Genomic DNA, 8024 nt, shown 5'->3' on the forward strand with positions numbered 1-8024 from the left:
ATAGGTAAACTAGACATTTCGCACTAATATATCCACTAAATTTCTAGTCAAAAATCCGTTTTTATGATATATTTATTGATTGAATTAACATAAATGTAAGGTGGTTAAATAAAATGGAAAACAATACTTATCAAGTCTTGTTATATTATAAATATGTATTAATCGATGAACCTGAATTATTCGCGCAAACTCACTTAGCTGCGTGTAAAGAGCTTGGCTTATTAGGACGCATTCTCGTTTCAACAGAAGGCATTAACGGTACGGTTTCAGGAACACTTGAACAGACCCAAGCGTATATGAACATGATGAAGAGTGATGAGCGTTTTGCAGATATGATGTGGAAAATTGATGCTTCAGAAGGTCATGCTTTCAAAAAAATGCATGTACGTGCAAAAAAAGAAGTTGTTCATCTTGGACTCGGAGAAGATGACATTAACCCGAACGAGATTACAGGTGAATACTTGTCCCCAACAGAATTCTACGAAAAAATGCAACAAGACGATACGATTGTAATTGATGCACGAAATGATTACGAATTCGATTTAGGTCATTTCCGTGGGGCGGTTCGTCCGGAAATTAAAAATTTCCGTGACCTACCAGCTTGGATGCGTGAAAACAAAGAACAGTTTGAAGGCAAGAAGATATTAACGTATTGTACAGGCGGAATTCGTTGTGAAAAATTCTCGGGCTGGTTAGTTAAAGAAGGCTATGAGGATGTAGGTCAACTTCATGGAGGAATCCATGCATACGGTACCGACCCAGAAGTAAAAGGTCAGCTATGGGACGGCCAAATGTATGTTTTCGATGAACGTATTGCTGTGCCAATCAACAAAGTCGAGCATGTCATTGTCGGTAAAGATCATTTTGACGGTACGCCTTGTGAACGCTATGTAAACTGTGCAAACCCTGAATGTAACGACAAAATTCTTTGTTCAGAAGAAAACGAACATCTTTACTTACGAAGCTGTTCAGACGAATGTCGTACACATCCACGCAATCGTTATATCGTGGAGCACCAATTGACTGAAGAGCAATATCAAGCGAGATTAGCGGAACTTGAGCGTCAAAAACAAAACGTATAATCTATAAAAAAAACCCATCACTCGTTCAAATCAGCAATGATTCGGACATGTGATGGGTTTTTTTATTTCAAAAGAAGTTGCCGTTATTGGAAAATCTGCTACTCTGCTCAGGTTTATACCATTACTACCCATAACAACATAGTCACAGCAATGGTCGTGATACCCATTAATAATGTCGCCATCGTCATCGCCTTGTAGGCATCAGTTACTTTCATGCCACTATATTGAGTGACTACCCAGAAGAAGCTATCATTAACGTGACTAACTGTCATTGCACCCGCTCCGATAGCCATAACCACAAGTGCTAATGGGATCGCTCCTTCAATTCCAAGTTGCGGCAGTAATGGTGCAATTAATGAAGATGTAATAACTAGTGCAGCTGTAGAAGAACCTTGTGCTGTTTTTAGTGCTGCTGCTATTAAGAAAGGCACTAGTAAGAATAGGGCTCCAGTTGCAAGTGATCCTAAATCCATGTTTTGAAGTAATTCAGCGACGCCAGTATTCTTAATTACAGTTCCGAATGCGCCACCCGCACCGGTAATTAATAGAATTGGTGCCGCCTCTTTAAGTGCTTCTCCAATCCAGTTCGTTAATGTGTCCTCGTTGAGCGCAGGTAATAATAAGAACGATGCCAAGACACCTAGTAATAAAGCAACAGATGGTGATCCGAGAAATTTCAAGAAGTTAATCCAGCCACTTTCTTCTCCTAAAAGTGCAGCAATTGAACCGATTCCGATTAGAACTATTGGTAAAACAATCGGTAAAAATGATTTGAATGTAGATGGCATTTTACCAAATGATTTGACGATTTCATCATAATTTAATTCTAATGCTTCTTTATCCGCTTCTACCTCGATTTTCGTTCCCACTTTTACTGCCCAGAAATAACCCACAATTGTAGCTGGAATTGCTATTAATAAACCGATTAAAATGATTGTTCCCAAATAATCTGCAGCTCCAATATTTCCAGCTGCAGCGATTGGTCCAGGCGTTGGAGGGACGAGGACATGTGTTGCATATAATCCAGTCGCAAGTGCGATTCCCATAGAAGCAATCGTAACTTTTGCACGCTTAGCTAAAGCTTTTTTCAAGCTAGTTAGAATAATATAGCCTGAATCACAAAACACTGGTATCGAAACAATATATCCGATTACGGACATGGCTAGCTGCGGTCGCTTGTCCCCAAGAACACGCAATACCACTTCTGCCATCCTAAATGCAGCACCAGATTTCTCTAAAACGACCCCGATAATCGTACCAGCAACAATGACAAGTCCAATACTCGTCATCAAACCACCAAAACCGGTATTTACATTTTCAACAACGGTTAACAACGGCATTCCTGAAGCAATCCCTACAAAAAATGCACTGAATAATAACGCTAAAAACGGATGAACTTTAAAGGCAGCTGTTGCTACTACAATCAATACTACCCCTAGTAAAATAATGAAAAATAACATACCGAATTCCCCCTTATTTTTTCATTTGTACATAAGATAAAATCATTTGATACATTTGAATCTTTAAAAAAAGCGCGGTATCTTCCATTGATTCTCTTTGTGTAACTCTTTCGTTTACCACACTTCCAATAACGTCAAAATAAGAACTCAACCTCTTTTTGCTCGATGGCTCTAGGTATCCAGACAATAACATCACAGGAATACCATGTTCCCTTGCTACTTTCGCAACCCCATAAGGTGCTTTTCCAGAGAGAGTTTGTTCATCTGATCTACCTTCTCCTGTAATGACTAAATCGGCATTTTTTATTTGTTCACGAAAACCRATTGCTTCCATCACAACTTCAATTCCAGGTTTCATGGTTAGAGGAAAAAATGCTTGAAACGCACCCCCTAACCCTCCTGCTGCTCCCGCACCTTGGCGATGATGAATGGATACTCCATATGTACGTTCAATAACATCAGCTAACGTTTTCAAATTTCGATCTAATATAGATACTATAGATTCAGTAGCACCTTTTTGAGGACCAAAAATATGTGAAGCACCATTTGTACCGATAAATGGATTATCTACATCGCAAGCTATGATAAACTTGGAATCTTCTATTCGAGGGTCAAACTCAGACATGTCAATATGCGACAACTGATCAAGTGCTCCACCTCCAGTTCCAAGGTCTGCCCCATCGCAATTTAGAAACTTCATACCAAGTGCTTTTAACATTCCAACTCCACCATCATTGGTTGCACTGCCACCTATTCCAACAATAAACTTCCGAAAACCTGCATCTAAAGCATGCTTGATTAATTCACCTGTCCCATAGGAGGTTGCATATAAAGGGTTTCTCTCCTCCCTATGTAAAAGAGTTAAACCAGATGCTTTAGCCATTTCTATCACACACGTCTCCTCATCACCTAAAATACCGTAATCAGCAGATATTTTTCTTTCAAGTGGATCCTGTACAATAACAGTAACTAATCTTCCATTTGTAGCACTGATGAGGCTTTCTAAAGTGCCTTCCCCTCCATCAGCTACGGGCAATATAAGTGTTTCAATCGACTGATCAAAAGCCCGTATTCCTGCTGCCATCGCTTGAGCAACTTCATCTGCTGCCAAGCTTCCTTTAAATGAGTCAGGACTTATGACGATTTTCACTTCATTCACTCCTTCGGTAAGCGCTTACAAAATAGTATAGTGATAAATAAAGAGAAATACATTATACTTGGTGTATGAATTTTCTGTTAATAACTATTGATATTTTATACATGGCGGTGGACATATGCTAACCAAACAATTAGCAAATCAAATTGTAGAACAAACGATGATTCGTCTTAACCGAAATATTAATGTGATGGATACGAACGGTATGATCTTAGCTTCCGGCGAACAAGAACGGGTCGAGAGAATCCATGAGGGAGCCCTACATGTCGCCAAAACACAGAAACCTCTGTGGATTACAGAAAAAAACACCCACAAGTGGCGAGGATCAAAACCCGGAATCAACATGCCCGTATACTTTCAGCAACACTTAATTGCCGTCATCGGCATTACGGGAAACCCAGCCGTATTAAAAGACGTTGCCACACTTCTGCAGCTGACAACAGAAATGATGATCCATCAATCATTGATTGTTTCTAAGTCTGAGTGGAAGAGAAAAATGAAAGAAATGGTATTTGAAGAGCTTATATCGTCCACATCTTATCCCCCAGTCCTATACGAAAGATTAGACAGACTTGGGTTTCCTCTGCGTTCACCGTATGTCACGATTCTTTTGGAGTTACCCTCCACTCATTATCATGGTGCCGTTCAGCAACTTGAAGATTACTTTGATAAAGATGAGGTAATGGTTGGACATTATCAATTAAATGAACTCTTTATCTTAACTGCTGGAATTAAAGTTGAGGAAGTCCATAAAAAGATTAAAAAGTTGTCTGCGTTTTTGCAGAAAAACCTTTCCGTTCGTCTGGGTACAGGGAAACCAGTAGAGACAATTGAAGAGGTTCAACAATCCTTTCAAACTGCTAAATTAGCTTTACAATATGGACAATCCGAGACTAAAATCACTTTTTTTGAAGAAGTAGAAGTGCTTTCCTTGCTCAAAAAGAGCAGCTCCACAGAAGCTAAACAATTTTCAAATCGTGTGCTACAAGGGCTGGATGAAAAATATTGCACTACGCTTGTAGAATACTTCAATTGCGATCAACAACTAGCCATTTGTGCAGAAGTCTTAACTATCCATCGGCATACGTTGACATATCGCTTGAAGAAAATTCACGAAACAACTGGATACAATCCTTCTACCTTCCAGGATGCACTCGTACTTCAGCTAGCACTTTGGTTAGTGAGTGAGTAATAATTTAATAGACAAAGGCGCATCAACCACTATGACAAATAGTGTTTGATGCGCCTTGTTTTATTGCTTGTTACATTAACTAAAAGACCGTTAATTCAGTTGTGAATTAACGGTCTTTTAATTGTTTTGTCACTACTATTTTTCTCCTACTTACCCACCCAACTTTAGATTCCAACAAGCACAATATTTCAGACGTCAATGCTAATTTTTCCGACGTCATCGCACATTTTTCAGACGTCACCCCAAATAATTCAGACGTGATCTGCTATTATTCCGACCTGAGACATCGTTTATCCTTAAAATAGAAAAAAACCCAAGTCTGGACTTTGCCATGACTCGGATTTTATAGTGGAACAATTAAGCAATCATCTTTTAAAGAGTTCCTGATATAATCCTTGAAACTTTCCTTCAACTACTTCGGAATGATACATCGCTTTTAATGCTAACGTTTTTTCTAGATCATGTTCTTTAACGATAGAATTTAAGCGTACTTTCAATTCTTCGTTTTCTTTTACGAGTTGCATCATTTTTGATTTGACGAATTTCATTAGAGAGTCCTCCTTTTGATGATACTATTGTTTATTCTGTTCAAGTCTTATGGTTTATTGTATAAATTCTCTCATTAATAGAAGAAAAACATACCTTTAGAATGGCATTACTACAAGTTACACTCAATACCACTACTGCCCATCTTAGCATAAAAAAGTACCCCTCAGTCGAATTCTACTTGACCAAGGGGTGCATATTTTTTGACTCAAGTGGTTCCCCTGTTAGAAACCCCTCTAGATTTTCATGTCATTTAATCAGCAACCACTAGAATATCAAGATGCCTTGCGTTTCTGAGCATACGAGCCACGACCGACCCTTTCTTGATTTCTTGCCATCTACTTCTTGCTGAGTGACCTATAATAACTTGTGTAGCTTTTTTGTCTTCTAATTGTTTCATGATTTCAGTTACAACTAATCGGTGGTTAGCTGACGAGTATAATTCGAAATTACCCCCTAAACGATTCGTAAGACTCATGATTTTATTCAGAATAATCTCTTGTTCATCTGACAAAAGTTGCTGGTCTTTGACGTAAACAACATACCAAGTGGCTTTAAGACGATAGGCAATACGAAATCCTCTCCTTATTAAGCGCTCAGAATCTGGTCTAAGATTCACACATACGAAAATTATTTCTTCATTTCTCCAAGGTCCTCTTACTCCTTCTTTTCGATCTAGTGATTCTAATCTTTCATCTACATCATCTGCTAATTCACGTAGCGCAAGTTCTCTTAATGCGATAAGGTTTCGTGTCTTAAAGAAATTGCTAAGTGACTGTTCTACCTTATCCATCGTATATATATTTCCTTCCCGCATTCGATGTCTAAGTGCATTTGGGGAGAGATCAATTAACTCTAATTCATCTGCTAAATGTAGAACCTTGTCGGGAACGGTTTCTCTTACGCATACACCTGTAATTTGCTCTACACTATCATTTAAGCTTTCTACATGTTGAATATTCATTGTAGAAATAACCGATATTCCAGCATTCAGAATCTCTATTACATCTTCAAACCTTTTTTGATTTTTACTTCCCGGTATATTGGTATGTGCTAATTCATCTACCAGCACAACTTCGGGATTGCGGATTATTATGACCTCAAGATCCATTTCCTCCAATACTACATTTTTATATTGAACATGTTTCCTTGGTACGATTTCTAAAGATCCAACTTGAGATGCTGTTTCTTTACGCCCGTGTGTCTCCAATAATCCAATCACAACATCAATTTCATTTTTCTTTAATTGATTTGCTTCCCTCAGCATGGTATAAGTCTTCCCTACCCCTGGAGCTGCTCCAATATAAATCTTTAAGGTACCTCTTTTAACCCCTTTTATTTTTTCTTTCATTTCATCAGATGAAAGTCTTCGATAAGGATTTTTTTTCTTTTTATTTGATTGAATTGCGGGTATTACTCTTTCTCCATGTACTTCTGCCCTGTCTGCTACAATAAATACATCAATATTTTTAGTTTTTCTCAATATTCTATTGAAAATCGAACGGTGAATAATTTCTTCCCATCTCGTCCTTTTAGATTGGCCAAGGATAATTCGAGTTATATAATGTTCCATGGCATAATCAACTATTTCTTCGGCTACGTCTTCCCTTTCTATTGTTATTTCTTCAAACTTTCCATCTAATTTATTAATGAGTTTTTGCATCGATTTTTTAAATATTTCTTCCTCTTTAGAAAGTTTTTTCTGGGCTGGGATAAAGCAAACGATTAATAACTCCCCACCTAAACGTTTGGCTATTTGATCCCCTCTTCGTATCAAGATGGAGCCATTCCAATGATATTGAACACATACCATAATTCGTTCAGAGGCACCGGAAGGGCCGATTAACCCTTCCTGTTCTCTATAATCAGTTAGATCCTCTTCCACTTCTCCAGCCAAAAACCGGAGTGACAGCTCCCTAAGTACTGCTAGGTTATCTTGATTGTAAAATTGAACACGTCCTATGGTTTGTTCGTGTTTTTCTTCTATCTCCCCTACTTGGAGACGTTTTAAAATTGCTTCAGGCGTAACATCTAGTAAACGTACTTCATCAGCCTGCGTCAACGTATCTTCGGGCACAGTCTCGCTTACATGAAGTGGAACTTGCATTAAATGCTCTGCAACTTCCTTTACTCCTTTCAATTCGTATATATTTATTGTTGTAATTACACTAATTTCATTTCTAATTAATTCCTTAACATCTTCTAATCTAGTGGGATTTTTAGCAGATGGCTGGTTTTTATGAGCTAACTGATCAACTAAAATCACTTCTGGGTTTCTTTTGTAAATTTCCTTCATATTCAAATCTTGCCTAACATGCCCGTTTTGCTCCCATTCAATAGAAGGTATAACTTCTAGACCTCCTAATTGCTCCAGTGTTTTAGGTCCACTAGATGCACTTACTAGACCTACTACAACCTCAATCCCACGTCTTTTCAACTCATTTCCTTCAAGGAGTAAATGATAGGTTTTCCCAGAACCACTTACCGCCCCAAGTATGATTTTCAGCCTACCTTTTTTAATATTAGAGATAGATTGTAGAATTTCTTCTGGTGTTTTTCTGCGAAATTGCTCTAGCACTATACTAGCC

The 8024-nt window shown here is 38.2% G+C and carries 6 protein-coding genes; 2 read left to right on the top strand and 4 right to left on the bottom strand.

Translation table 11 applies throughout. From position 1 onward, the window contains the following. Nucleotides 1–113 precede the first annotated feature (113 nt). Nucleotides 114–1082, top strand: a complete 969-nt coding sequence (trhO, locus tag AC1DOS_RS06710; protein ID WP_477536874.1) for an oxygen-dependent tRNA uridine(34) hydroxylase TrhO — start codon at nt 114–116, stop codon at nt 1080–1082. 113 nt (nt 1083–1195) lie between these two features. On the opposite strand, the gene AC1DOS_RS06715 is transcribed toward trhO, so the two are convergent. Together AC1DOS_RS06715 and AC1DOS_RS06720 are read right to left on the bottom strand one after the other, a co-directional pair. After that, on the bottom strand, nt 1196–2542 hold the full coding sequence (locus tag AC1DOS_RS06715) for a GntP family permease (protein WP_477536875.1): 1347 nt from the start codon (nt 2540–2542) through the stop codon (nt 1196–1198). A 13-nt stretch (nt 2543–2555) separates the two neighbouring features. Then, nucleotides 2556–3692: a glycerate kinase gene (locus tag AC1DOS_RS06720; protein ID WP_477536876.1), complete on the bottom strand. Its 1137-nt coding sequence runs from the start codon at nt 3690–3692 to the stop codon at nt 2556–2558. Nucleotides 3693–3816: 124 nt separating this feature from the next. On the opposite strand from AC1DOS_RS06720, the gene AC1DOS_RS06725 reads away from it, so the two are divergent. Then, nucleotides 3817–4890: a CdaR family transcriptional regulator gene (locus AC1DOS_RS06725; protein WP_477536877.1), complete on the top strand. Its 1074-nt coding sequence runs from the start codon at nt 3817–3819 to the stop codon at nt 4888–4890. A gap of 365 nt (nt 4891–5255) precedes the next feature. Here AC1DOS_RS06725 and AC1DOS_RS06730 read toward each other — a convergent pair whose 3' ends face one another. Beyond that, nucleotides 5256–5438, bottom strand: a complete 183-nt coding sequence (locus AC1DOS_RS06730; RefSeq protein WP_108584859.1) for a hypothetical protein — start codon at nt 5436–5438, stop codon at nt 5256–5258. A gap of 251 nt (nt 5439–5689) precedes the next feature. Further along, nucleotides 5690–8014: a universal stress protein gene (locus tag AC1DOS_RS06735; RefSeq protein ID WP_477536878.1), complete on the bottom strand. Its 2325-nt coding sequence runs from the start codon at nt 8012–8014 to the stop codon at nt 5690–5692. Nucleotides 8015–8024 lie beyond the last annotated feature (10 nt).

This window comes from Paenisporosarcina sp. P5_A11 (assembly GCF_056400705.1).